At 62.1% G+C, this 25,170-nt stretch carries 21 protein-coding genes; 11 read left to right on the top strand and 10 right to left on the bottom strand.

The window, feature by feature from the left end; translation table 11 throughout:
- Nucleotides 1-41 precede the first annotated feature (41 nt).
- Nucleotides 42-1,931 (top strand): acyltransferase family protein, encoded by a 1,890-nt coding sequence (locus FFV09_RS09125; protein ID WP_141447544.1) that lies wholly within the window; start codon nt 42-44, stop codon nt 1,929-1,931.
- 175 nt (nt 1,932-2,106) lie between these two features.
- Here FFV09_RS09125 and FFV09_RS09120 read toward each other — a convergent pair whose 3' ends face one another.
- Complete coding sequence (locus FFV09_RS09120) at nt 2,107-2,634, bottom strand: hypothetical protein (protein WP_141447543.1); 528 nt, start codon at nt 2,632-2,634, stop codon at nt 2,107-2,109.
- A 198-nt stretch (nt 2,635-2,832) separates the two neighbouring features.
- Here FFV09_RS09120 and FFV09_RS09115 point away from each other — a divergent pair, with 198 nt between their 5' ends.
- The 5 genes from FFV09_RS09115 to FFV09_RS09095 all read left to right on the top strand — a co-directional run bounded on the left by FFV09_RS09115 (nt 2,833) and on the right by FFV09_RS09095 (nt 6,512).
- The gene (locus FFV09_RS09115; RefSeq protein ID WP_141447542.1) at nt 2,833-3,237 is read left to right on the top strand and encodes a potassium channel family protein; all 405 of its coding nucleotides are present in this window, start codon (nt 2,833-2,835) and stop codon (nt 3,235-3,237) included.
- Nucleotides 3,234-3,872, top strand: a complete 639-nt coding sequence (locus tag FFV09_RS09110; RefSeq protein WP_141447541.1) for a pyroglutamyl-peptidase I — start codon at nt 3,234-3,236, stop codon at nt 3,870-3,872. The genes FFV09_RS09115 and FFV09_RS09110 overlap by 4 nt, the downstream gene beginning before the upstream one ends.
- Before the next feature lie 322 nt (nt 3,873-4,194).
- Nucleotides 4,195-4,782 (top strand): hypothetical protein, encoded by a 588-nt coding sequence (locus FFV09_RS09105; protein ID WP_141447540.1) that lies wholly within the window; start codon nt 4,195-4,197, stop codon nt 4,780-4,782.
- A 249-nt stretch (nt 4,783-5,031) separates the two neighbouring features.
- Nucleotides 5,032-5,697 (top strand): NAD(P)H-dependent oxidoreductase, encoded by a 666-nt coding sequence (locus FFV09_RS09100; RefSeq protein WP_141447539.1) that lies wholly within the window; start codon nt 5,032-5,034, stop codon nt 5,695-5,697.
- A 179-nt stretch (nt 5,698-5,876) separates the two neighbouring features.
- Complete coding sequence (locus FFV09_RS09095; protein ID WP_141447538.1) at nt 5,877-6,512, top strand: LysE/ArgO family amino acid transporter; 636 nt, start codon at nt 5,877-5,879, stop codon at nt 6,510-6,512.
- 169 nt (nt 6,513-6,681) lie between these two features.
- On the opposite strand, the gene FFV09_RS09090 is transcribed toward FFV09_RS09095, so the two are convergent.
- Nucleotides 6,682-8,172 carry an alpha-amylase gene (locus tag FFV09_RS09090; protein WP_141447537.1) on the bottom strand — a complete coding sequence of 497 codons (1,491 nt, stop codon included), beginning with the start codon at nt 8,170-8,172 and terminating at the stop codon, nt 6,682-6,684.
- A gap of 447 nt (nt 8,173-8,619) precedes the next feature.
- Here FFV09_RS09090 and FFV09_RS09085 point away from each other — a divergent pair, with 447 nt between their 5' ends.
- A complete protein-coding gene (locus FFV09_RS09085; protein ID WP_141450407.1) occupies nt 8,620-9,207 on the top strand; it encodes a nitroreductase family protein in 588 nt (195 codons plus the stop codon).
- Nucleotides 9,208-9,320: 113 nt separating this feature from the next.
- On the opposite strand, the gene FFV09_RS09080 is transcribed toward FFV09_RS09085, so the two are convergent.
- Complete coding sequence (locus FFV09_RS09080) at nt 9,321-10,223, bottom strand: DUF72 domain-containing protein (protein ID WP_170315141.1); 903 nt, start codon at nt 10,221-10,223, stop codon at nt 9,321-9,323.
- A 159-nt stretch (nt 10,224-10,382) separates the two neighbouring features.
- Here FFV09_RS09080 and FFV09_RS09075 point away from each other — a divergent pair, with 159 nt between their 5' ends.
- Complete coding sequence (locus tag FFV09_RS09075) at nt 10,383-10,736, top strand: nuclear transport factor 2 family protein (RefSeq protein ID WP_170314977.1); 354 nt, start codon at nt 10,383-10,385, stop codon at nt 10,734-10,736.
- Nucleotides 10,737-11,055: 319 nt separating this feature from the next.
- Here FFV09_RS09075 and FFV09_RS09070 read toward each other — a convergent pair whose 3' ends face one another.
- The 3 genes from FFV09_RS09070 to FFV09_RS09060 form a co-directional block, all read right to left on the bottom strand.
- Nucleotides 11,056-12,555: an amidase gene (locus FFV09_RS09070; RefSeq protein WP_141447535.1), complete on the bottom strand. Its 1,500-nt coding sequence runs from the start codon at nt 12,553-12,555 to the stop codon at nt 11,056-11,058.
- A gap of 397 nt (nt 12,556-12,952) precedes the next feature.
- Nucleotides 12,953-14,584 carry a histidine kinase N-terminal 7TM domain-containing diguanylate cyclase gene (locus FFV09_RS09065; protein ID WP_141447534.1) on the bottom strand — a complete coding sequence of 544 codons (1,632 nt, stop codon included), beginning with the start codon at nt 14,582-14,584 and terminating at the stop codon, nt 12,953-12,955.
- A gap of 135 nt (nt 14,585-14,719) precedes the next feature.
- Nucleotides 14,720-15,229, bottom strand: coding sequence for a cupin domain-containing protein (locus FFV09_RS09060; RefSeq protein WP_141447533.1), 510 nt, complete (start codon nt 15,227-15,229; stop codon nt 14,720-14,722).
- A gap of 189 nt (nt 15,230-15,418) precedes the next feature.
- On the opposite strand from FFV09_RS09060, the gene FFV09_RS09055 reads away from it, so the two are divergent.
- Together FFV09_RS09055 and FFV09_RS09050 are read left to right on the top strand one after the other, a co-directional pair.
- Nucleotides 15,419-16,018, top strand: a complete 600-nt coding sequence (locus FFV09_RS09055; RefSeq protein WP_141447532.1) for a TVP38/TMEM64 family protein — start codon at nt 15,419-15,421, stop codon at nt 16,016-16,018.
- 206 nt (nt 16,019-16,224) lie between these two features.
- The gene (locus FFV09_RS09050) at nt 16,225-18,357 is read left to right on the top strand and encodes a glycoside hydrolase family 36 protein (protein WP_425472286.1); all 2,133 of its coding nucleotides are present in this window, start codon (nt 16,225-16,227) and stop codon (nt 18,355-18,357) included.
- 188 nt (nt 18,358-18,545) lie between these two features.
- Here FFV09_RS09050 and FFV09_RS09045 read toward each other — a convergent pair whose 3' ends face one another.
- A complete protein-coding gene (locus FFV09_RS09045) occupies nt 18,546-18,722 on the bottom strand; it encodes a CsbD family protein (RefSeq protein ID WP_141447531.1) in 177 nt (58 codons plus the stop codon).
- Nucleotides 18,723-19,076: 354 nt separating this feature from the next.
- On the opposite strand from FFV09_RS09045, the gene FFV09_RS09040 reads away from it, so the two are divergent.
- Entirely contained in the window at nt 19,077-20,627 is a 1,551-nt protein-coding gene (locus FFV09_RS09040) for a sensor histidine kinase (RefSeq protein ID WP_141447530.1), read from the top strand.
- Between the two features lie 198 nt (nt 20,628-20,825).
- Here the strand turns inward: FFV09_RS09040 and FFV09_RS24550 are convergent, their stop codons facing one another.
- The 3 genes from FFV09_RS24550 to FFV09_RS09025 all read right to left on the bottom strand — a co-directional run bounded on the left by FFV09_RS24550 (nt 20,826) and on the right by FFV09_RS09025 (nt 25,144).
- On the bottom strand, nt 20,826-21,533 hold the full coding sequence (locus FFV09_RS24550) for an HNH endonuclease (protein WP_425472309.1): 708 nt from the start codon (nt 21,531-21,533) through the stop codon (nt 20,826-20,828).
- An 820-nt stretch (nt 21,534-22,353) separates the two neighbouring features.
- Complete coding sequence (locus FFV09_RS09030; RefSeq protein WP_141447529.1) at nt 22,354-23,718, bottom strand: TrkH family potassium uptake protein; 1,365 nt, start codon at nt 23,716-23,718, stop codon at nt 22,354-22,356.
- Nucleotides 23,719-24,337: 619 nt separating this feature from the next.
- Nucleotides 24,338-25,144 carry an alpha/beta fold hydrolase gene (locus FFV09_RS09025; RefSeq protein WP_141447528.1) on the bottom strand — a complete coding sequence of 269 codons (807 nt, stop codon included), beginning with the start codon at nt 25,142-25,144 and terminating at the stop codon, nt 24,338-24,340.
- Nucleotides 25,145-25,170 lie beyond the last annotated feature (26 nt).

Genomic DNA, 25,170 nt, shown 5'->3' with positions numbered 1-25,170 from the left:
TCAAAAATCGGACTATTCGAGATGTCGAAAGGGCAGAGGCCATGAGCAATGGAAGATACGCAGGCAGCGAGGCGAACAGCGAAAATCGGCGGTATGCCGGACACGATTCCCCGCCCCGGCACCGCGAACCGGCGGCCGAGCACCCCAAGCCGGGCGCGGGCCGCTACATGCCGGGATTGGACGGACTGCGCGCGCTCGCGGTGCTCGCCGTCATTTTCTATCATCTGCATACGCAGTGGGCACCGGGCGGACTGCTCGGCGTCACGATGTTCTTCGTGCTGTCGGGCTACCTGATCACGGATATCCTGCTGGCGCAGTGGGACCGGACAGGTCGCTTCGACATGAAAGATTTCTGGGTCCGGCGGGCCAAAAGACTGCTGCCGGCCATGCTCGCGGTCGTGCTGGCGACGGTGCTGTGGTCGATTCTCGTCGACCGCAGCCGCCTGCCGGCGATGCTCGGCGACGTGCCGGCTGCGCTGCTGTATTACAGCAACTGGTGGCTGATCTTCCACGAAGTGTCTTACTTCGAGAGCTTCGGCCCGCTCTCGCCGCTCGGCCATCTGTGGTCGCTCGCGGTCGAGGAGCAGTTCTACATTTTCTGGCCGGTACTGCTCGGCATCGGGCTTATTCTGGCGCAGAAGAACCGCGGCAAGCTGGCGCTCGTGCTGGCCGGCCTGTCGCTCGCTTCGGCGCTCGCGATGGGCATCATGTACCAGCCGGGGCAGGACCCGAGCCGTGTCTACTACGGCACGGATACGCGCCTGTTCTCGCTGCTGATCGGCGCGGCGCTCGCCGTCGTCTGGCCGAGCCGCAAGCTCAAAACGAACATTTCCAGATCGGCCACGAAGACGCTCGACGTCACGGCGACGATCTGCCTGATCGTGATCGCGGTGCTTATCTTCAAGTCTAACGATTACGGTACGTTCCTGTACCGCGGAGGCATGGTGCTGCTGTCGCTGGCGACGACGATTCTCGTCGCGGCGCTCGCCCATCCGGCCTGCCGGCTCGGCCGGGTGCTCGGCGCCAAGCCTTTGCGCTGGATCGGCGCCCGCTCGTACGGACTGTACCTGTGGCACTATCCGGTCATCGTGCTGACGACCCCGCTCGTCAATACCGGCGGCCCGAACATGACGCGCATCCTGCTCCAGCTGCTCGTCAGCTTCGTGCTGGCGGAACTGTCGTACCGCTACGTGGAGCAGCCTGTGCGGAGCGGCAATTTCGGTCGCTGGTGGAAGCGGGTCATGCGCGAGCCCGGCATCGGCCGCAAGCGGCTGCTGCGCACGCTTGGCGGCACGGCGGCGCTCGTGCTGGTGCTCGGCTTCGCGATGAACCGCCTGGCGCCGCCGGCCGAAGCGCAGACGCCTTATGCCGGCACGGATGTGCCGGCTGTGGAAGCGGCAGCCGATCCGGCTGCGGCGGTGCCGGCGGTCGACGCCGCGGATGTGCCGCTGCCGGCCGGAACAGGCGTCGGCATGACGGCTATCGGCGACTCCGTCATGCTCGACATCAAGCCGTACCTGACGGCGGAACTGCCGGGCATCGCGGTCGACGGCCTCGTCGGCCGCCAGATGTCGCAGGCGCCGGCGCTGGTCGACCAGCTCGAAGCGGAAGGCCGGATCGGCACGACCGTGCTGATCCAGCTCGGAACGAACGGCTCGTTTACCGACGAGCAGTTGGACGGGCTGCTGGCGAAGCTGCCGGAAGCGAAGAAGATCATTCTGGTCAACACGCGGGTGCCGCGTCCGTGGGAAGGCGTCGTCAACAGCGCGCTGGAACGCGCGGCGCAGCGGGACGACCGCGTCCTGCTGATCGACTGGCATTCGGCCAGCGCCGGGCGCGACGATTACTTTGCCCGCGACGGCGTGCATCTGATGCCGGCCGGCGCGCGCGCCTACACGCAGCTGCTCGTGGACGCGCTCAAAGGCTCGTGACCGGAGCCGCGGATGCGGATTAAGAGACATTCACGGATTAAGAAACATTCACGGATTCGGATCTCAATAATAGAAGAAAGCCCCTGCTGCCGCCGATTGCGGACACAGGGGCTTTTTGACGTATCCGGCATAGGCGGGGTGTGCCGCTTATGCGGCGTACCCGGCGGAATTTCGCCTAGACGCGGCCGACCGGGCCGGATTTGGATTTTCTGCGCAGCGGCAGCAGCAGCAGGGCGCCCAGGCCGATCAGGACGAACGCCAGCAGCGGCTGCTCCATGAACGTGCGGGTCGTCAGCGCTTCGATCGAGAAGACGGCGAAGAACAGCAGCGACAGCACGGTCAGGATGTTGATCGGGATCAGCAGCCAGCGGTTGCGGCCGCTGAACCAATAGAATTCGAACAATCCGACGGCGGGAGCGAGAATGAAGCCCGGCCACATGACGTTCCAACTGCCGAATAGCATCGCAATCTGGCAGACGATCGCGACGGTCACGAGAATACCGCCGGGAATCAGCAGTCCGGGCAGCCGCCCGTGCGTCATCGAGAAATACATCCAATGGAAGAACAGGCCCAGCGGAAGAATGAACAGCGACGCCCAGAAATAACCGAAGATCATGCCCGAGTTCATGCCGATGCCTTGGCCGAGCAGCAGATAAGCGCCGAGCAGGATCAGCAGGGGTCCCCAAATCGCTTTTTTTGACATAACAACCTCTCCTCTTTATATCGTTTGAGTTCACTATACGCCCTTCTGCCGATCGGCACCTCGTTCAACGGGTTGAAAAGGACTCGGTCTCAAGACCGATTGTGCCCCGGAAGACGGCGTGCGGCAGAGGCAATAGCGTCGCGCATTTGCCGTACGGATTTTTTTGTCGTACGGTGGATACAAAAAAGGAGGGATGGCATGATTTCGTTTCTGCTGACGCTCAAGCGTCTGCTCGGCGGCATCTTCCGGGCGTTCCGTTCCAAAAATTTTCAGGCGCTGTTCGTGCTTGTGCTCGTATTCCTGCTGTCCGGCACCCTGTTCTACGTCAACGAAGAAGGGCTGACGGTCGTGGACGCGCTCTATTTCTGCGTCATGACGCTGAGTACGGTCGGGCATCCGGATTTCGTGCCGGCGACGAACCTCGGCAAAGTGTTCACGATGGTATACGTCATGGCCGGCACGGGCATTTTTATCGCCCTGATCCTGCATATCGCCTACGCCATTTTCAAAGATAAAAGGCGCGAAGAACATGACGAAGAAGACGGCTTCGGCCGAACTTCGGGGAAAAAAACGCCAAATAAACGAACGGGGGAAAAAATATGAATATTTTGATTTCCGGCTTCGAGCCGTTCGGCGGTTCGCCGATCAATCCGACCGAGGAGCTGATGGAGCAGATCGGACGGGAAGATTTGGGCGAAGCGTTCGCGGACGTGCGGCTGCATACGCTGCTGCTGCCGGTCCGCTACGACGAATGCGCCGCGAAGCTGCTGGCCGAGACGCGGCGGCTGAAGCCGGATGCGGTTATCGCCTGCGGCCTTGCCGCGGGGCGCACCGCCATCACGCCGGAGCGGATCGCGATCAACGTCAAGGACACGGAAAGTTACGCCGATAACGAAGGGCGCAGCCCGAGAGACGAACCGATCCGCGCGGACGGCCCGGACGGCCTGCTCTCGACGCTGCCGATCCGCCGGATCGTGCAGGAGCTGCAGGCGGCCGGCATTCCGTCTGCTGTCTCCAATACGGCCGGCACGTATATTTGCAACAATACGATGTACGCGCTGCTTGACGATCTTCGGGAAAGCGGCTCGCCGGCGCTTGCGGGCTTCGTCCATTTTCCGGCGTCGACCCGGCTTGCCGCGCTCAAGCCTTCGCTGCCTTCGCTGCCGCAGGAGACGCTGCTCGAAGCGCTGCGCCTCATCGTCCGCGTCACGGCCGAAGCGGTGCGCGGCGCCGATTAAGCAGGCGATTTGCGGTAACGGAACCGCGAAATATCAAGTTTTGCTTGCAGGCTAACTTATATTATCCGTTTATGCCTGAATTTACATTTTTTTTGCGGAAGGCCGTTACAAAGTTTGAAAACGGGGTAATGATTACGGAATCACAACCTTCGTAATCTACTTCGCTCTGCTCCAGCCGACGAACCGCTTGCGCCTGTCCAACCTGTGTGATCACAACCGCAGCAAGTGCTTCAACACATGAATGAAATACACGGCTTAAGTTTGTGCAGCGCATTTGAAATTCGACGTTTTTCATTTTGACAAGGAAAGGCGGATGGCTTCAATGAGCAGTATACAAGGCATACAAGGCATACAGGGCAGAACTTCGCCGGTGGCTCCGCTCAGCGCACTGCCCGCGCTGAATACGTCCTACACGCCGAGCCGTCACGGCAAGGCGCCGTTGGAGAATCGTAAAGCGAGTCTGGAAGTCGAGCTGTCCCGTATCCTTCAGCTTCCGGTATCGGATCAGGATCGGGAACAGCGCGCCATGCGTATCCGGCGCCATATCGCGCTGCTGGAACGGCATATCGCGCTGCTGGACGCAGCCAACGGGGAACGCCCGGAATTCACTTCCGTGCAGGGACGTCCGGATCGCGAGCATCCGGAGTCGGAACCTCAGGCGCAGCCTGAATTCAGCATGACCGAAGAACTTCACGAACAGTCGGTCAACGAACAGCCCGCCGCGCCGCGCAAAGCGCCCAAAGGCGGCGACGATTACGCCAGAGCGATGCTCGGCTCGTTGGAGGCGCTCGGTTCGCTGGGGTCGCTCTACGCGCCGCCGGCCGCTCCGGGCGCGGTGCAGCCGTGGGAGAACCGTTCCGAACCGGCCAAGGCCGTACGGGTCGGACGCAATTTCGACGTCAGCATCTAAATGCCGCCGATTCAAGTCGGCACCAACAAGAAAAGCCCCGTTTACGGCCCCGGCCGGCAGCGGGGCTTTTTGCGTGCGGACGGATGTCGGCGCCGCGGCCGCTTTGCGGTTCTATCTCAGCCTTCGCAGCCGAGCGGGAGTAAGGAATTTTCGCCTGTTTGACCCGGGGCGGCAAACGCGATAGAATGTATCGGTAATTAAAAGTAACCAATTATCGATTTTAGCATCTATCGGAGGGTGACCGGATCTATGAGCAGCGAAGCAAAAAGACAAGACATTCTGGACGCGTACCGGTTCAGACATGCAACCAAAACTTTTGATCCCGACCGGAAAATTCCGGCCGAGGAATTCGATTTTATTCTGGAGACAGGGCGGCTGTCGCCAAGTTCGGTCGGTCTGGAGCCGTGGAAATTCGTCGTCGTCCAGAATCGGGAACTGCGCGAGAAGATGCGCCCGGTCTCGTGGGGCGCACAGGGCCATCTATCGACGGCCAGCCACTTCGTCGTTATTCTGGCCCGCCGCGACGTGCGCTACGATTCGGCCTATATGAAAGAGCAGATGCTTGAAGTGAAAAAGTATCCGCCCGAACTCGTCGAGAAGATGACGACGGATCTGTACAAGACGTTCCAGGAAGAACATATGGACCTGCGCGACGAACGCAGCCTGTTCGACTGGGCTTCGAAGCAGACGTATATCGCGCTCGGCAACATGATGACCGCCGCCGCACAGATCGGCATCGACTCGTGCCCGATCGAAGGCTTCGACCGCGCCAAGCTGGACGAGGTTTTGGCGGAAGCGGGCCTGCTCGAAGACGGCGCCTACGGCGTCAGCGTCATGGCAGCGTTCGGCTACCGGGACAAAGAACCCCGGCCGCAGACGCGCAGACCGGTGGAAGACGTCATCCGCTGGGTGTAAGCGCGCCGCCGCGAAGCCCCACTTTCGCGAAACGAACAGGAAAAAGCCCGCCTTGTCACAAGGCGGGCTTTTTCCTGTTTTTTGCGTCGAATCCGGATTTGCCGCTGCAAAAAACCGGCTGCACCGCGTCCTTGCATCGCTTAACATAGGGGAGGAACAAGCAAAGGAGTCGATGCCCCATGGAAGCCATCCTGCACGGATTCGTGCTGGCTCTCGGCCTGATTCTGCCGCTTGGCGTGCAGAACGTATTTGTGTTTACCCAGGGCGCGGCCCAGCCGCGCCTGCCTGGCGCCCTGCCGGCGGTGGTCGCGGCTTCGCTGTGCGACACGCTGTTGATCCTGCTCGCCGTATTCGGCGTCTCCGCCGTCGTGCTGGAGTTCGAAGGGCTTCGCCTCGCCCTGATGCTGGCCGGGATCGCTTTTCTCGCCTATATGGGCTTCTCTCTCTGGCGGTCGCGCCCGGCCGAAGCGCAGGGCGGCTCCGCCGCGCCTACCCGGGCGCTGCCGCCGGCGAAGCAGATCCTGTTCGCCGCTTCGGTATCGCTGCTCAATCCGCACGCGCTGCTCGATACGATCGGCGTGATCGGGACGAGCGCGCTCGCTTACGCCGGCGCGGACCAAGTGCGCTTTGCGGCGGCCTGCGTCGCCGTCTCGTGGATCTGGTTCGCCGGCCTGGCCGGAGCCGGTTCGGTGCTGCGCCGCTTCGACGGCGGCGGCCGGCTGATGCTGCGGTTCAACCGCGGCTCGGCGCTGTTCATCTGGGGCACCGCGCTGGTGCTGGCGTGGAATCTGCTGCAGGAGCTGCCGCGCGGCTGAACGCCAAGCAACCCGTTAGCCGCAAATTCGCCTTTCGGCGGATTCGCTTCTAACGGGCTGTTGGTATGACACACGCACAGGACGCGGACGGTCGGGCCGGGGAACTTGCGCTCCCCGGCCCGCAACGGCTCACAGCCGTCCGAAGCCGCTCCAGGCGCCAGACGCAAGCTTACTCCTGTACGGCGCAGTCCATCGTGCTGTCTTGTTCGGGAAGCGCCCAGACGGATACGCTGCCGCCGTTGACCGGGAACGTGGCGAAGCCGTCTTCCTCGATCACGATCTTGTCTTCGCGCGTGTTCGTCAGGTCGATCCATTCTTCGCCCGCGCGCTCCGCGCCGACGTTCATTCTTTTCTCGCCCGGTTCGCCGTTCGCAATGACGACCGCGCAGCCGGAACCTTCGACTTCTTCGCTGCCCAGACGGACCCAGCCGATCGTGTTCGGATGGTCGAAGTAGTCGACCTGCTCGCCGTACGCTTTTTGGCAGCGCGCGTAGAGCAGCGGATCGATCGCCATTTTCTTGCCTTCGATCGGGTTCTCGCCGCCGATACCGAAGTAATCGCCGTAGAAGACGCACGGATACCCGTCGCGGCGCAGCAGGATCAGCGCGTATGCGCTCTGCTTGAACCAGTCGTCGATCCACGATTCCAGCGATTCGCCCGGCTGGGAGTCATGGTTGTCCACGAAAGTAACGGCGTTCGTCGGGTGGGTCTGCACGAGCGTGTCGTCGAAAATTTTCGTCAGGTCGAAGGCGCTGCCGGACTGCGAAGCTTCGTGCAGCTTGTAGTGCAGCGCGACGTCGAACAGATCGATCCGGTAATCGACGTTGTCGAGGAATTCCCGGCAGGCGTTCAGGTCGTTGTTCCAGAATTCGCCGACGATGTAGAAGTCTTCGCCGCGCTTGCGGATCATCTCGCCCGCGAATTCACGGATGAAGTCATGGTTGATGTGCTTGATCGCGTCCAGGCGGTAGCCGCTGCACTGAAGCGTATCGACGAGCCAGCGGCCCCACTCCATCATCTCTTCGCGCACTTCCGGCAGCCGGTAGTCGATATTGGCGAACATCAGGTAATCGTAGTTGCCGAATTCGTTGTCGACCTTGTCGTCCCAGCCGCGGTTCTCGCCGCCGATGCGGTAGATGCCGTTGTTGCCGGTCGCGTTGTCGAAGTCCGTGCCGTTGAAGTGGGTGGCATCCCATTTGAACGCGGAATACTGCTCGCCGCGGCCCGGGAACGTGAACTTGGTCCAGCCTTCGATCTCGAACGGCTCTTCCGAGATGACTTCGTTGCGGTTGTTCGGATCGACTTCGACGACTTTGAACCGTTCCGTCTCGTCCGCGCCGGCTTTGTGGTTCATGACCAGGTCGACGTAGACGGCAACGCCGAATTCGTGGCAGGCCGCGATAGCGCTTTTCAATTCTTCCTTCGTGCCGTATTTGGTCCGGACCGTGCCTTTCTGGTCGAATTCGCCCAGATCGTACAAATCGTATACGCCGTAGCCGGTATCTTCCGCGGATTGGCCTTTGGTGACAGGCGGAATCCAGACGGAGTCAATGCCCCATTGCTTGAGTTCGGGAGCCATTTCCTTGAGTCGGTTCCAATGCTGACCGTCGGCATCTACGTGCCATTCAAAAAATTGCATCATTGTGTGGTTAGCGGGCATGTTAAAAAAAACCTCCTCGAATATGTTGGGGTTCGGCTGCGTATGCGGATGTCCGTAAAAGCGAACTCGGAAGCCGGATGCCATCAGGCCGTCATGTAGATAAAAGACGCATGGGCGTCCGGGGTAATCGGTAAGGAACGCTGCGTTGGAAAGTCGCGATCGGGATGCCGGATCTCTTTTCGATGACGAAGAAAGAGTGGCTCGCTCGCTAAAGGAATAATACAAGTTACCCAAAAGGATGGGGGGCTTAAACGAGCCGGATTTTTTTTGTGGGCAGAATAAATCGATAGGGATTTCGTTAACGCTTACATGGAAAAGATAAGGGAACGATTGAGCCGGCCTGCTTGAATAGGGAGCCGCAGGGGGTAATGATAAACTGTGCCGTTTGCGGGATCTTTGCGGAAGCGGACCAACTTTGGGGAGGCGTTTTTCTTGACGACCGAAAACATGCTGGAACTGATGCAAAACAGACGCAGTATTTACGGAATCAGCAAGGAACAGACAGCATCCGACGACAAAATCCGCGAGCTGATCGAGCAGGCGCTGCTGCACGTGCCGTCGGCATTCAATTCGCAGAGCGCGCGCGTCGTCGTCCTGCTCGGCGAGCATCACGACAAACTGTGGGACTTCACGACAGGCATCCTAAAAGAAATCGTGCCGGAAGGCAGCTTCGGGCCGACGCAGGAAAAAATGGACAGCTTCAAAGCGGGCTACGGCACCATTCTCTTCTTCGAGGACGAATCGGTTATCCGCGGCATGCAGGAGCAGTTCCAGGCGTATCAGGACAATTTCCCGATCTGGTCGCAGCAGTCTTCGGGCATGCACCAGTACGCGATCTGGACGCTGCTCGAAGCGGAAGGCTACGGCGCTTCGCTCCAGCATTACAATCCGCTGATCGACGAGAAGGTCAAGCCGGAATGGGACATCCCGGAGAGCTGGAAGCTGATCGCGCAGATGCCGTTCGGCAAGCCGACGGCCCCGGCCGGCGAGAAGCAGTTCAAGCCGCTCGAAGAACGCCTGAAATGGTTTAAGTAAGGCGCGGCGGACCCTCATCACGGGAATCACAATTAGGGAAAAAGAATGGCTATCACAGAAAAAAAGACCGCTCGCGATGCGTCGTTTACGCATCGGAGCGGTCTTTTTGCGAGTTAGAACAGTTTCTCCTGCTGCGGTTGTTCCGGTTCGTCGGCCTGCGCCGCCTGCCCGGCTTGTTCCGGCGGCGGCCACGGCGCTCCGGCGGGAATCGGCTGGCCGAGCAGTTCCATCAGCTCCAGCGCGTTGGGCGTGGCGTCCTTGTCGGAGTTGTTGTTGAACGCGACGTACACATGCTTGCTCTGCTTGTCCAGGTCGAGCAGGATATCGCGCCATTCGGTCAACTCCTCGGTGCTGTAGCGGTACAGATAGCGCAGCTTGCGCCAGTTCGGATCGCTGCTCTTGTGCCAGCCGCCGACGTTGCGTCCGTGCATCCGCACATAGGTCGCTTCGTCGCTCGTCGCGTGCGCGATGATCGGAATCGATCCGCTGCCGGCCTGCGGTTCGTCGACGACGGTCTGAATCCAGCCTTCTTTGCGCATAAAATCAAGCGTCTTGTCGCGGAACTGCGGCGAATACCACGATTGGTGCCGGAATTCGAGTGCGCACGGCACGTCCTTCATGAATTCGCGCGTGACGCGCAGCTTCTCCACGTTCTCGCGGGTGCAGTCGAACCAGGGCGGGTATTGGAACAGCGTCATCGTCAGTTTGTCCGCTTCGATGACGGGCGCAAGGCTCGTATGAAAAGCGGCGAACATCTCTTCCGGCGTGTCAAAATAATTCTTTTTCTCGCGCAGATGCCCGGTCATGCCCTGATACGCCTTGATGACGAACCCGAAATCGTCCGGCGTCTGGGACACCCATTTCTCATAATTTTTGACGGGCTGGATCGCGTAAAACGAACTGTCCAACTCGACCAGCTTGAACGTCTCGCTGTAGGCGGGCAGCCGTTCGGCGGGTTTCTTTTTGCCGTATAGTTCGTCGTGGTCGCTAAAATTCGTAAGTCCGATCGTGATGATGGGAATCCCTCCTCGTCCGGCGCTGAGAAGCCTTTTTCTTCTTATTACACGAAAACGGGGCGAAGCAATCGGCAGCGCAAATGAAGGGTGAAGCCTGGGCCCGCGGCAGGTACAATGGAGAAGCACGATCATATTCCCGCAGCGGAGAGGAAGAAGAACATGACGGAATCCCGATTCGAGACCGCCGAAGAGTTGGCCCAGCGCCAGCTCGACTGCTATAACGCCCACGACCTGGAGGGCTTTCTGGACGTGTATGCCGAAGACGCGAAGCTGTACGTGCTGCCGGGCGGGACGCTGATCGCCGAAGGGCGCGAGCAGATGCGCGAGCGCTACCGCACACGGTTCGAGCTCGACAAAGTGCAGGCCAAGCTCGTCAACCGCATGGTGCTCGGCAGCCGGGTCATCGACCACGAGCATGTGACCCGGGCCGGATCGGACGCGGTCACGCAGGCCGCCGCGATCTACGACACGCACAGCGGCCGCATTACGGCCGCCTGGTTCGTCTCGGAGTGACGGGAAGCGCGGGGCAATACGCCGAAAAGGAAAAGCCGTCCCTGTCCGCAAACGCGGTCGGGACGGCTTTTTGGTTGTACGGGCCTCGAGGTGAGGCCTCGAAGGCAGGACCTCGAAGGCAGGCTTCGCAGCCGGTGTCTCGCAGCCGGTGCCTTGCGGTCGGCGCATACGGACGCATGCGGATCGGGCAGGGTACGCTCGGCGGTGCCAGACCAGACGGCGTTCGGGCGAGAGCCGCCGCTTGCGAGGGCCGCGGACCGGAGACGGCGGTCTTCAAAAGGCGTCCGGGCTCCGGGCTCGGATTCCGCGCCGGGGCCGGTCAGCCGAGCATCGGATTGCCCTGCATGCCGACCCACAGGTCGGACTGCTCCAGCTGCGCGGCGATGCGCAGCAGCAGGTCTTCGCGCCCTTTGGCGGCGATCATCTGCACGCCGAGCGGCAGGCCGTCTTCGGTCAGGTGCAGCGGCAGGCTGGTCGCGGGCTGGCCGGTCAGGTTGGCGAGCTGCGTAAACGGCGTATACGTCAGGCTGCGCTCGAAAATGTCGTACAGCATCTGCCGCTGTTCGCCGGCGGAAAGCTCGCTCACGCGCATCCACGGAGCGGCCTGCTCCGGCGTATGCGTCAGCTCGCCGACGCGCGGAGCGGGCAGGGCGCTTGCCGGCGTCACGTACAGATCGTAGCGTGCCGACAATTCGGCCATCTGCGCCGCGGCGACGTCCCATTCGTTCAGGCTGTGCACGAACTCGGCGGCGGAGACGTTTTTGCCGGCTTCGGCGAACACCCACGTGATGATGTCCACCTCTTCGGGCCGGATGTCGCGGCCGAGCATGCGCTCCAGCGAGATGAACATGGCGGACACTTCGCCCGCGTTCATCGTGTAATAGTTTTCCATCAGGCGGACGCCGTTGACCGGGCTGAGCTTTTCTTCGACCTCGTGGCCCTGGCTTTCCAGCCAGCGGACGGTCTTCAGCACGGCCTGCACGGCGTCTTCGCCGACGGGCGTGCCGACCGGCGACGCGGTCGTAAAGGCGATCCGCAGCGGGCGCGGATGAGGCGCGAGCATGTCTTGGGCGTAGACGCCCGGATAGAGCGGCGTCTGGAACGCGGCTTCGGGCTGCACGATTTGCAGCAGGTCCAGCAGCGCCGCGCTATCGCGCACGGTGCGCGACAGGGCGAAGTCGATCGACGCGCCCTGCCATTGGCGGCCGATGCCGGGGCCGACCGGGGTCCGGCCGCGCGTCGGCTTGAGGCCGAACAGGCCGGTGAACGACGCCGGGATGCGGATCGAACCGCCGCCGTCGCTCGCGCCGGCGGCGGGCACGATGCCCGAGGCGATCGCGGCCGCCGCGCCGCCGCTGGAGCCGCCCGGGGAATACTCCGGATTCCACGGATTGCGCGCCGGCCCGTATAGGGCCGGTTCGGTAATGTTCTTGAGCCCGAATTCGGGCGTATTCGTGTGGCCGAGCGGGATCAGGCCGCCGGCCCGCAGGCGGGCGACGTAATTGGAATCGCGGCGCGCGACGTTGCCCTGCAGCAGGGCCGAGCCGGAAGTGAGCGGCTCGCCTGCGAGCGCCTGCGAAATGTCTTTGAGCAGGTACGGCACGCCGGCAAACGGGCGCTCCGCGCTCGGGGCGGAGATCGCCGCCGCTTCCGCGAGCGCGGCTTCGCGCCGGTCGCGCACGACGGCGTTAAGCCGCGGATTCACTTCGTCCATCCGCGACAAAGCGGCCTGCGCCAGCTCGACGGCCGACACTTCCTTGTTGCGCAGCAGCCCGGCCAGGCCGACCGCATCGTATTGGACGTATTGGGCGAACTTCATAAGAGATTCCTTCTTTCTGAACGTCGCCGCCGCTTCGCGCCGCCTAAGGCTTTTCCTGAAACGGCGCGGAGCAGCGGGGAATGACGGAATGGAATGGAGTGGAACCGGTTTGGCACACGGCCGGGTGAACAGGTCCGGGCGGGTCTGAACCGGACCTGCTCTAACCGGAACCCGACCTGCCCGGACGTTAGGACGACGAAAATGTTGACTTCCGGTATACATTTTCCGCTCCGAGAGCCGTTTTCCTGCCGAATGTTGACTTTTTGCACACTTTTCTCTTCATATCGGTCCGTAACGGCGCTGAATCGGGCGAAAAGTTGACTTTTCGTACACATTTAGGCCGGAATTGAAGATTATCGCCCAAAATGTTGACCTTTTGCACACTTTTCTCCCGGCCTCAATCCCCGACCGATTTCGCCGGCACGTCCTTGCCTGTCGGCAGCGGCTCCGCGTCCGGTTCGGGGATGTGCTCGCCGGCGGCGAGCTGGACGTTGTTGCGGCCGCTTTGTTTGGCGCGGTAGAGCGCTTCGTCGGCGAGCTTGGTCAGCCGCTTGAGCGGGCGGCCCGGACGGGCTTCGACGAGGCCGAAGCTTGCGGTCGCGCCGACCGGACCCGAAGGGGTCATGACGGGACCGGAATCCAGTTCGCGCCGGACGCGTTCGAGCAGGCCGTAGGCGTCTTCGAGAGAGCGCCCCGGCATGCAGAGCGCGAACTCCTCGCCGCCGTAACGGCCGAATACGTCGCGATCGCCGAGATAGATTTTGCAGGCATGCACGACATGCCGGATCACGCAGTCGCCGACGTCGTGGCCGTGCGTATCGTTGATCGATTTGAAGCGGTCGATATCGAACAGGGCGATCGTCAGCGGTTCGCCGATCTCCCACGCTTCGATCAGCAGCTTCTCCGAACGCTCGACGAAATGCGTCCGGTTGTAGATCTGCGTCATGCCGTCATAGGTCGCCATCTGTTCCAGCTTGCGGTGCAGCAGCACGTTCTCGGTGACGTCGAGCACGACGACCGTGCGTCCGGCCGGAGAGCCTCCGTGCTTATGGTAGACGATCGACGAACGGAAGCGGTAATGGCGGGCGCCGTCGTCCGCCAGCCATTCGATCTGGCGGTCTTCCGCTTCGAGGAACGTCATGTCCGTATCCCACGGACGGAGACGGCGCGCCGGGAACGCCTGGTCCGCTTTTTGGCCGATGCGCTCGGGCGTGAGGAACGGGAACATCTGCGAAGCGGCTTTGTTGTAGTCGGCGAGCCGGCCGGCGGCGTCGAGGACGAGGACGCCGTCGCGCATGCTTTCCAAAATATTTTCGCGTACGACCGGGGTCGAAGTCAGCATGCCGGCCGACAGGATCGCCCAGCAGTACAGCAGGTTGGTCAAGCTCATGGTAGCGGGTACGGGATCGATATGGTAGGGGGTAAGGTTCAGGATGTAGACCAGGGAGGCGCCGATCGGAAGAAACAAGCTGACGAACATGGTCGCCGTCTGCTTGCGGTAGACGTTCAGCGTCTGGCGCATGTGCATGGCCAGCAGCCACATGCCCACGACGCCGCAGCCGAGCGTATAGCTGCCGTTGACGACGTACCAGAGGCCCATCGCGAAGTCGGCCAGCGGCCACGGGGAATCGGCGCGCAGGTCCATGCTCTGGTAGACGAGGCCGTGCAGGTCGTTGGTCAGCATAAGCAGCGAGGTAAGGAAGGGAATGACCAAAAAGGCCGCCGTCGCGCGGGGAGTCATCATTCGTTCGCGCCCGATGTAGTGGAACACCACAAGCAGGTTCAACGGCGAAATGAAAGGAAGCCCCAGATACTCGAAAGAAATCCAGAACTTGATCTCCGCAAGCGACGAGCTGGCCAGTTCGAGGGAACTGCCGAACGTATAAATGGCGGTTGCCACGGACATCCAGATGAACAGCGTCATGCCCGTGAAGCGCGTTTTTTGAAAAGAAGCGTATAGGGCCAACAGAACGCTGAGTACGCCCGACATGGCAAAAACAGCGATAAAGGTGGAGAACGCAGTATTCATGGATGGGGGAACTCCTGTCTTTTAGAGTCAAACCGATTTTGCGCAATCCGATTCGTACAGCATCAAAATCATACCATAAAAAGATGCGCGAAAAGTCGTTTTATCCCCGGCCGAGGCAGAAATATATGCACAATTTTAACGAATCGGCCAGTGCTCCGCGAGCGGTCCGCCGTCGCCGTGGACCGGATCGGTTCGGGGCAGCGGCACGCGGGCGATTTCTTCGATCGACTGCTCCCGCTTGCCGTCGTTTTCGATCCGCGTGTTGTAGTCCATGCCGTCCGGGTAAGCGCCCACGACCCGAAAATCGGCGCTCGCGGTAATGCGTTTGTGGCCGGTGCCGGCCGGCAGCACGATAACGTCGCCCGCCTGCAGGTCGAATGTGCTGCCGTTCTCGCCGCCGACCTTGAGCAGCAAGGTGCCGCACGTCACGCCGAGCACTTCGTGCGCGCTGCTGTGGTAATGATGGTAATTGAACACGCCGTTCTCCCAGCTGTTGCGCCAGTTGTGGCTGTTGAAGACCGATTCGGCCCACTCCGGCTTGTCGCCGAGCGCGCCGGGATACAAGATCACGGGCAGCTTCGGATTGTTGGGAATGATGCCGTCGTCCTCGAAATAAAACGTTTGCGCTTCGCGTCGTTCGTTCATGGTACGCACCTCCGCAGGATGAATGTATGGCAATGATTACCCGAATGCGGCGGTCAGCGATACGGAATCGGCGGAGAAAATCCACAATTTCGCGGCAAAAAAGGTACTTTACCCGCTATAATAGCGGATAGGCCGGATCCGGCGGGAACTTCGCGGACGGACCCGGAAATTCGGAAAGGAGCGCAGCATATGCCGACCCTGGACCTTTTATCGTATATGACGGAAGAGAATTTGCGCGAGTGGATGGAACGGTTCCGCGCGCTCGGACCGCTGCCCGGCATTTTTCTGACGTTCCTCAAATCGTTCGTGCCGCCGCTGCCGACCGCCGTGATCGTGGGCGTCAACGCGGCGGCGTACGGACTGTGGCTCGGCTTTCTCTACTCGTGGATCGGGCTGGTCGCGGGCTGCATGACGACGTTCCTGATCGTGCGCGCCGTCGCGTCGCGTCCGTATTTCCGGCGCTGGGCGGAGCGGCCCAAAGTGCAGAAAAGCCTGCTCTGGGCACGCCGCAACGCGTTCAGCTTCGTGTTCATCCTGAGCATGATGCCGGTCGGGCCGTTCGCGATCGTGAACACGGCGGCGGCGGTCGTGCAGATGCCCAGACGCGCGTTTCTGCTCGCGATTGCCGGAGGCAAAGCGATCATGGTGCTGGCCGTCTCGTACGTGGGGCATGATCTGGCCCGGTTCGTCGAGCGGCCGTACGAGCTGCTGTACGTGGTCGGGTTTCTCGCGTTCTCGTTCTGGGCGAGCCGGCGGGCGGAAGCTTATTTTACGCGGGACACGCCATAGGGACAGGCCGCGGAACAACGCCGTGTACACCTGCGCAGAGTCGCGGCAGAGCAGTAGCAGAGAGCCGTTTCCGGATCGGGAACGGTTTTGTTGTGGGAAAAAATAGGGCGTTACCGTTTGGGCGGGGCTGCGGTATAATCGGGATATTCCAACGAAAGCCCGCCCGGGCGCAGACCGGAGCGGGCCGGCGAAAAGGGGACGAGGCCATGATGGCGCAACAGGGGAAACAGCGGATCGAGCTTTTCGAAAACGGTTTAAGTTTGGTGTTCGACGTGACGGAGGAAGGCGACGTCCGGCTGCTGCACGCAGGCTGCCTGCCGTTCGAAGAAGAGCGGATCGACGAGCGGGCGCGGCAGGGCTTCCGGGTGCTCGAAGTACAGCTCAGCGGCGAAGACCGCGACGAATACCACGGGAGAAGCCACCGGGCTTCCTATCCGGGACTGCGCCTGAGATACGTCCGGCATGCCGAACAGCGCACCGGGGCGGGACTGCTGTTCACGCTCGACATGCACGACCCGGCGACGGGACTTGCGACGACTTCTTTTTTCCAATTCCATGACGGGCTTGCGGTGCTCAAGAGCTGGACCGAGCTGCGCAATGCCGGCACGGAGGAGCTTGGCGTCGAATACGTGTCGTCGTTTTCGCTGAACGGGCTGGCCAAGGACGGAGCGGGCGACCAGGACGACAAAATGAAGCTGCATCTGGCGCACAACGGCTGGCAAAGCGAAGTCCAGTGGCGCAGCAACACGCTGCCGGAGCTCGGATTGTCGCATATGACGGATCGCAGCTCCAAACGGATCTCCCTGAGCAACACGGGTTCGTGGGCCGCCGCGGAACATCTGCCGATGGGGCTGCTGGAAAATACGGAAGCCGGCACGACGCTGTTCTGGCAGATCGAGCATAACGGATCTTGGCATTGGGAACTGCTCAACCAGTTCGACCATCTGTCGCTGCTCGTGAGCGGTCCGTCGGAGCACGATCACGGCTGGTGGAAAAAACTGCTGCCCGGCGAGACGTTCGCAAGCGTACCGGTCGCGGTCGGCTGGGCGCGCGGCGGCTTCGAGGAAGCGATCGGCGAACTGACGCGGTACCGCCGTGCCACCCGGCGTCCGAATGCGGACAACGAGCATCTGCGCATCATTTTCAACGATTACATGAACTGCCTGTGGGGCAATCCGACGACGCAGAACCTGCTGCCGCTGATCGATGCCGCCGCGGACGTGGGCTGCAAATATTTCTGTATCGACTGCGGGTGGTATTCGCCGGGCGTCTGGTGGGACGGAGTGGGCGAATGGCTGCCGTCGGAGGAGCGCTTCCCGGAAGGCATCAAATACGTGCTCGACTATATTCGCGGCAAAGGCATGGTCCCGGGACTGTGGCTGGAGATCGAAGTCATGGGCATCCACAGTCCGAAGCTTGCGGAGGCGGACGATTCCTGGTTCTTCATGCGGCACGGCAAAAGGGTCAAAGACCGCAGCCGCTACCATCTCGATTTCCGCAATCCGGCCGTCGTCGCCCATGCGGACGAAGTGCTGCGCCGGCTCGTCGAGGAGTACGGGGTCGGATATATCAAAATGGATTACAATATCAACGCCGGACTCGGCACGGAACTCGATTCGGACAGCCTCGGTGACGGCCTGCTCGAACATAACCGCGCGTATCTGTCGTGGATCGACCGCATCTTCGCCGCGTATCCGGAACTGGTCATCGAAAACTGTTCCAGCGGCGGCATGCGTATGGATTACGCGATGCTCAGCCGGCACAGCATCCAGTCGACAAGCGATCAGGAAAACTACGTGAACTACGCGCAGATCGCGGCGAGTTCGCCGGCCGCGCTGACGCCGGAGCAGTCGGCGATCTGGTCGTATCCGCTGCGCGAAGGCGACGACGAGGAAGTCGTCTTCAATATGGTGAACGCGCTGCTGCTGCGCGTGCACCAGAGCGGGCATCTGGCGGAGCTGAGCCCGCCGCGCCGCGAGCTCGTTCGCGAGGCGCTTGCGGTGTACAAAGCCATTCGCGGCGATATTCGCGAAGGGCTTCCGTTCTGGCCGCTGGGGCTGCCGAAAATCGAAGACGGCTGGGTCAGCTTCGGCCTGCGCCGGGGCGGCACGCGCTACGTCGCCGTATGGCGGCTGGACGACGCCGCAAGCGAAGCGTCGCTGCCCCTGCCCGGCCTGGCCGGCAAAGCGGCGGAATGCCGCCTGCTGTACCCGCAGGGCCGCTCCGGCGGCGGCTGCGTCTGGAACGCCGAAGACGGCGAATTGAAGGTCCGGCTCGACCGGGAGCGGACGGCGCGGCTGTTCGAAGTCGTCGAGAGCGGAACGACAGGCACCAAATAAAGGCGAAAACGGCAAAAAGACCGCAGCCCGCGTAAGCGGGGGCGGTCTCTTCTTAATGTACCCGAAGCTTGCGCTCCGGCTGCCGCCGATCGGCTCGGCGGCATTCCTCGAGGTGTGTTAAGTAAGGGCAAGCCCAAAGGGCTGCGTTAACCGCCGTAAGGCGGAAAATCGATCATTCGTCGTAAAAATTAGTGGCGGTCTTTGGCTTCGCCGATTTTTTCCTGTACGGCGCCTTTGGCTTTGTCCATCTTGCCGTCAGCTTGCATGCCCGGATCGTTCTTCGCATTGCCGACCTGATCTTTGATCTCGCCTTTGGCTTTGTTCACGCCTGCCTTGATTTTGTCGCCAAGTCCGTTGTCGCTCATGCCGAACATCTCCTTCGCATTTTGGGAATAAGTTCACATCGTGGTGCTAGTTTTTAATTACCCTTCGCCTGCGGAGGTTAAACGAAATTTGTCGATAAATCGTCTGCCGATCGCGAACGGCGGCGAGCCGCCCGAATTTCCTTCGGGTTCGGAAGAAGGCTTGGCGGAATCCGGGGCCGGGAGGGTTTTATTGGACTCGTCCCCCCGTGCCGATGGTATAATCGGTTCAACGGGGTTTTATTTTTATTCAAGACCGCTTGAATATTTTGGGGCACGGGTCGGACGCACGGGTCGGCTCTCCCGCAGGCACAATACGCAGTTTTCATTTTCTATGGGAAAGCGGGTGAACAAAAAATGAAAGATTCGATGCAAGCGGCGGCGTGTCCGTCGCCGGCTTTGACCGCGGCGGCCGGCGACCTGCTTCAACTTGCCGCCGAAGTGTCGGGCGCGGAGACGCTGTTCGTCGCCAAGCGGACGGAGGACGGCATCCGTCCGCTGTTCGTATGGGGCCGGGCCCGGGAAGGGCTTCGCGTCGGTGAACTGCTGAACCTGCCCGATCCGTCGGGCGGGGAGAGCGGCCTCACCGTTGAGCTGCCGCTGCTGAACGGGAACGAACACGGGCTGCTGGGCGCCCGGCGCAGCGGCAGGGCGTTCGACGCCGGCGAAGAGCAGGCGCTCGGACGCGCGGCTTCCGTCCTCGCGCGTCTGGCCGAGTCGGAAGAGAAAAGCTCTGCCGTGCGGCGCGAGCAAGAACTGCGCCAAAGCCGCGAAGACGCGGAGCGGGCCGCCCGCCAGACCGGCGAGCTGCTCGCGATGATGGGGCACGATATTCGCACGCCGATGAACGGCATCGTCGCCATGTCGGAACTGCTCAAGGAAAGCGGGCTGACGACCGAGCAGCAGCAGTATTTGCAAATCATCGAAGGCAGCCAGCAGTCGCTGCTGGAACTGGTCGGCAGCATTCTCGATTACGGCAAATTGGAAGCCCGGCAGATGAAGCTTGAGCCGGCGCCCATGGACCTGCTGGGGGCGCTCGAAGACACGGTCTACCAATTCGCGGCCAAAGCGGCGCAGCGCCCGGAGCTCGAATTGACGCTGGATCTCGATCTCGACCCCGGACTGATCCTGATCGGGGACGTCGGCAAGATTCGCCAGGTCGTCAGCAACCTGCTGAGCAACGCGATCAAATTCACGGCGGCCGGGGAAGTGCGGATTTCGGCGCGCCGACTGGACGGGCAAGAGGGCGGCGATGCCCGGGCATGGATCGAAATCGTCGTCTGCGATACCGGAATCGGCTTGTCGGAAGCCGACATCGGCCGGCTGTTTCAGGATTATGCCCAGGTGCACCGCGACGAAGCGGGAGACTATGGCGGAACGGGACTCGGCCTGTCGATCAGCAGGCGGCTGGTCGAGCTGATGGGCGGCCGGATTCGGGCCGAAGGACGCGAAGGCGTAGGCACGCGAATGATCTTCGCCGTGCCGCTGGAGATCGACCGCGAAGTCGAACCCGGCGTGTCCGATCCGGCGCAACTGCGGGACCGGCGTCTGCTGCTCGCCGCGCGCGGAAGCGGAACGCGCCTGACGCTGTCGCGCCTGGCCGCGCGTCTCGGCATGGAAGTGTGGACGGCATCGACCGTGGCGGAAGCGGCGCTCGTGCTCGTCGGCGAAGGCCCGTTCGATCTCGTGCTGAGCGAATGGGCGCTCGAAGAAGACCCCGGGCCGCGGCCCGATCTGCCGCCCGGGGCTGCGCCGGCCGCTCCGCTTATCCTGCTGCACCCGCTGATTCACGACAGCGAGCCTGCCGCGCCCGGCGGACGCCCGGTCCCGGCTTCGCTGACGAAGCCTGTCCGGCGGAGCGAACTGTGCAGCGTGTTGGCGCTGGCCTGCTGCCCGGCCGAAGGTTGAACGGGCGGCCGCGAGCGATGCGGCGAGCCAACGGGAAATGGAAAACGGGAAGAGGAAAAAGGAAAAAGGAAAAAGAAAAAGGACCTTTTCAAGCCCCTCGGCGGGGCGGGAAAGGTCCTTTGTGCTGGGTGCCGCGTGCGTCGTCTTCCGCTTGTCGAAGCGGCAGCGTGTAGGACTCGGCCGCCGGCGGTCTGCCGCTTACGGGGACGACGGGCTGCCGGACTCGACGCCGCCGGACGCCGGAGCGTCGAACGGCTCCGCGTCTTCCATGAATTCGTCCAGGTCGCGGTCCGCTTTGTTCTGGTTGCACAGCATGCAGGCGCAGACGCAGTTGAGCGGCGTCGTATGGCCGCCTTTGGCGCGCGGCAGCAGATGGTCGATCGTGTCGCCGTATTCGCCGCAGAAATGGCATGTATAGCGGTCGCGTTCCAGAATGTAGCGGCGGAACGTCCGATTCGTATACAACCGCCGGATCGTGAAGCGGTTGACGAGTACGGCCGCGTGCTCGCGCACGAGGCAGCGCGCCATTTCGAGGTCGGTCTCCTGCTGCCAGCGCCGCCCTTTGTCGGTACGGCCGCGCATGCGGATCGTCCCCTGGCGGGTCGGCCGCAGCTCGGCTTCGCGCGTCGGCTCCAGCAGCGCGTCGGCCGGCGGTTCCGGCGGCGGACGCCGAACGCGCCGCTTGGGCGCGGCTTCGACCGCTTCGACTTCTTCGGGCAGCGGCTCATGCGGCCGCGCTTCGGCCGAAGGCGGCATCGGGTCGGATGCCGCGTCGGGCGCCTCCAGATTCGGCGACCGGCGCCGCTTGCGGCAGTCGCGGCAGGCCCCGCGCCGCGATTCGCTGCCGGACCGCTTGCCGGTCCGGCGCAGGAAGTCTCCGAGCGGCTTCGGCTCGCCGCAGTACAGGCACGCCTTGACGCCGCCTGTCGGCGCGGCGTCCTCGCGCGGATCGGCGGCGGCTTGTTCCGCCGCGCCGGTCCGCGCCTCCGCCGGCCTGTCCGGGGCCGGCGGCGTTTCCTTGTCCGGCGAGCGAGGCGCGCCGGACCGCTCTTCGTCCGGCGTTATGCCGCCGGACAGGCTCTCCGCGCCTTCGGCGCCCGGCGGCGCGGTTTTGTTCGCGCCGCTCCGACGGCGCTTGCGGCGCCGCTTGCGCGGCTTGGCGCCGTCGACGGCGGGACCGGCGCTGCGCACGGTCTCGGCCCGGCCGACGTTGTCGGCTTCGCCGCCGGCGTGGCGCTCTGCTTCGGCCTCGGCCGTCGGGCCGGGCTCGGCGGCCGCTTCGGCGCCGCGCTTGCCGCGGCGGCTTTTCGCGCCGCCGCGTCTTTTTTTGCGCCGGGCGGAAGCGGGGGCTTCGGCGTCGGCGGGATCGGCTTCGCGGCGCTGGCCGCGGTCTTCTTCCGGCGCCGGGGCGGCCGGCTGAACTTCGCGGGAAGCGCCGGGCGCCTCGGCCGAAGGTTCGGACGCCGGCGGGCTGCCCGCCGGCGTCTGCGAACCGGAGCGCCGCTTGCGCCGGCGTTTGCGTTTGCGCGGCGCGTCGGCCGCGATCGGTTCCGGCGTCTCGGGCGGCGCCGCGTCCCGTTCGGACGGGGAGGCATGCGAGCCTGCCGCCGAATCGGCCAGCGGCTTCGGTTCTTGCGGGTTGCGTTCACGTGTCATGAGGCGATCCTCCTTTCCGGATAGGCCGCGGCCGATTCCGTATTCGGCCGCGGCGTGGTGCGTGTCGGACTCAGCCGATGGTCACTTTGCCTTCCGGATAGCGGAACGGCTCTTTGTCCATTTTCGGCGTCAGGGTAAAAGCGAGCGTGATCGGCCCGAGTCGGCCGACGAACATGAGAACGATGATCAGGAATTGTCCGAACGGCGTCAGTTGGGACGTCAATCCCATCGAGATGCCTGCGGTCGCGTAGGCGGACGTCGTTTCGAACAAGATACCGAGGAACGAATAGTTTTCCGTGACGGACAAGATCATGGCGGCCACGACGATCAGCAGAAAAGACAGCAGGGAAAACGTGATCGCTTTGTATACGCGGTCCTGCGCGATCCGGTAGCGGAAAAAGACGATATCCTGCCGGCCGCGGATCATGGCGAGCACCGCTCCGATCAGGATGGCGAACGTGGTCACTTTGATGCCGCCTCCGGCCGAGCCGGGAGCCGCGCCGATAAACATCATGATGACGATGAAGAACTGCGTCGCCTGCCGCAGCGCGCCCACGTCGAGCGTCGCGAGACCGGCCGAACGGGAAGTGACCGACTGGAAAAACGAAGCAAACGTTTTGCCGGACAGATCCAGCGGCTTGAGCGTCGCGGGATTGTTGAATTCGAACACGAAGATCACGATTGCGCCGACGATAACGAGAGCGCCGGTCATCGACAGCACGACTTTGCTGTGCAGCGACAGTTTGCGCTTTTTGGGAAAAGCGAGCAGGTCGGCAATGACGATAAAACCGATGCCGCCGAGCAGAATCATCGGCATGGCGATCAGGTTGATAAACGGGTCATCCACGTAATGGATCAGGCTGCCCGCCCGGCCTTCGATAGCCCCGAACAGGTCGAAGCCCGCATTGTTAAAAATGGAGATGCTATGAAAAGCGCCGAAATAGGCGGCCTGTCCCAGCGGCATTTCAAACGAGAAACGGGCGAACAACAGAATCGCGCCGACCGATTCGATCACGATCGCGTACACCAGCACTTTGCGGATCAGCCGAATGATACCTTCCGTCGAGCTCTGGCTCAGCGTTTCCTGCAAAATCAGCCGTTCGCGGAACGTGATCCGGCGGCGGAACACCAGCGCGATCAGCGTGGCGACGGTCATGAAGCCGAGTCCCCCGATCTGGACGAGCCCGATCAGAACGAGCTGCCCGAACGTCGTCAGGTCGACGCCGGGATTGACGACGGACAGTCCGGTGACGCACGTCGCCGAAGCGGCCATGAACACGGCATCGAGGTAAGCCATCGATTGCCCGGAGGCGGAAGCGGCCGGAAGGCACAAAAGGCCGGAACCGGCCAGAATCATGACGAGGAAACCGGCGGCCAACACTTGGGGCGGATTGAGTCTGAGCAGCGGATTTCGGCTTCTTACGGGTTTGAACATAATGGTGCCCTCGCCTTATAGGTTAGAAATGGGATTTCCGATTCATTGTATTACCGGCGTCCGTCAAAGTAAAGGATCGCCTATAGGCGGGCGCTTGGCGCACCCTGCCCGGCGACGAGCGGAGAGGTTCGAAATCGTGCTTGTCCGCGCTGCGAACATACGGCGAACCGGCCGCCGAGGGGCAGTCGCGAGGTAAGCAGAAAGCAACCAGAAGCAAACGCAAGCAATCATAGGCGGCCCTGTGGCAATCGACGGACAATCGAGAGGCGATCGAACGGCAATCCAGAGCCAACGAATCCTGTTATCGCTATTTGCGTTTATTTCGCTTTTTTGAAAATCTAACGAATCGTGATGTTCTTATTTGGCATTTTGAGCAGGGATTTGGCCGTTTTGGAGCAAATAGCGTGATTAGCATTCGTTAAAAATGCGCAAAAGCGGTTTCGAGGGCAAATAGCGTGTGTAGGATTCGTTAGGTCGGCCGTGGCGTTCAGTTATGCAGGATGCCAGGTATTAAAAAAAGCCGTACGCCCGGGGCGTACGGCTTTTTTATCTGTAAAGGCGGCTCCGAGCCGGTCAGGCCGAGGAAACGCAACAATTTATCTTTTGGTTTTTACGTTAATCAACGTAAAAACGCAACAATCTCCTCATTAAATTTCTCCGGTTCGTCCATCATGAGGGCGTGGCCGCTTTTCTCGAACGTCACGACGTGGGACGTGGCGATGCCGGCGTTCATCGTCTGCGCCAGGCCGTAAGGGCAAATCTCGTCTTTCTCGCCGTGGAAAATGGCGGTCGGTACGGTGATCTGCGCCAGGTCGCCGCGCAGGTCTTCGTCGCGCAGCATCTCGGCGGCGCGGAGCGTGCCGACGGCGGACGCCTGGAAAGCGACCATTTCGACCCAGGCGAACGAAGAAGCGCTTGGCGATTTGTGCGTCAGCTTTTTGCCGAACGCCGTAATCATTTTCGGGCGATCTTCCAGCGTAGGCTGAATGATCTGTTCGTTGACGTCTTCGATCGTCATCGCGTTCGGCACGCCGTCGCGAACGGTGAAGCTCGGAGCGGCCGCGCCGATCAGCAGCAGCTTCGATACGCCGTGCGATTGATGGCGGGCCGCGTAGCGTACCGCTGTCGCGCCGCCCATGGAGAAGCCGACCAGCACGGCGTCTTCGAGGCCCAGCGCGTCGATGACCGCACGGACGTCGTCCGCGTAGCGGTCATACGTGTAGCCTTCCCACGGGGCGTCGGATTTGCCGAAGCCGCGCGCGTCGATGCCGATGCAGCGGAAGCCCATGCCCGGCAGGCGCATATATTGGTATTCGAACATTCGCGAATCGAGCGGCCATCCGTGCAGGAAAATAACCGGTCTTCCCTGACCTACGTCTTCCACGTAAATATTGACTCCCGGTTCCACTTCAACGTATTTTCCCATGTTCAAAAACCTCCTCGGATGTGTGC

The sequence above is a fragment of the Saccharibacillus brassicae genome (genome assembly GCF_006542275.1).
GTDB classification, from domain to species: Bacteria; Bacillota; Bacilli; order Paenibacillales; family Paenibacillaceae; genus Saccharibacillus; species Saccharibacillus brassicae.
Note: the sequence above shows the minus strand (reverse complement) of the source record. Positions and strands in the feature narration are given on the sequence as shown.